General features: G+C 63.9%; 1 protein-coding gene. It reads left to right on the top strand.

Features of this window, described 5'->3' with window-relative positions; genetic code table 11:
• Window positions 1-305: biotin/lipoyl-containing protein (locus NA986_RS24365; RefSeq protein ID WP_240890613.1), on the top strand; the 305-nt coding region annotated here is incomplete at both ends.

The following is a 305-nucleotide window of genomic DNA, read 5'->3' as shown; positions in this document are numbered from 1 at the left end:
CAGCCGGTGGCAAAAGCAGAGAAGCCTGCCGCCTCCGGTATCTACACCGTGGAAGTGGAAGGCAAAGCCTTTGTGGTCAAAGTCAGCGACGGCGGCGATATCAGCCAGCTTACTACGGCTGTTCCGGCAGCCTCTTCCGCACCGGTTCAGGCTGCCGCTCCCGCAGGCGCCGGCACCCCGGTCACCGCCCCGCTGGCGGGGAACATCTGGAAGGTGATTGCCACCGAAGGCCAGAGCGTGGCCGAAGGCGACGTGCTGCTGATTCTGGAAGCCATGAAGATGGAAACCGAAATCCGCGCCGCGCA

This window comes from Salmonella sp. NW177 (assembly GCF_051811585.1).
GTDB lineage: Bacteria > Pseudomonadota > Gammaproteobacteria > Enterobacterales > Enterobacteriaceae > Salmonella > Salmonella enterica.
This window is presented reverse-complemented; position numbering and strand designations above follow the sequence as displayed.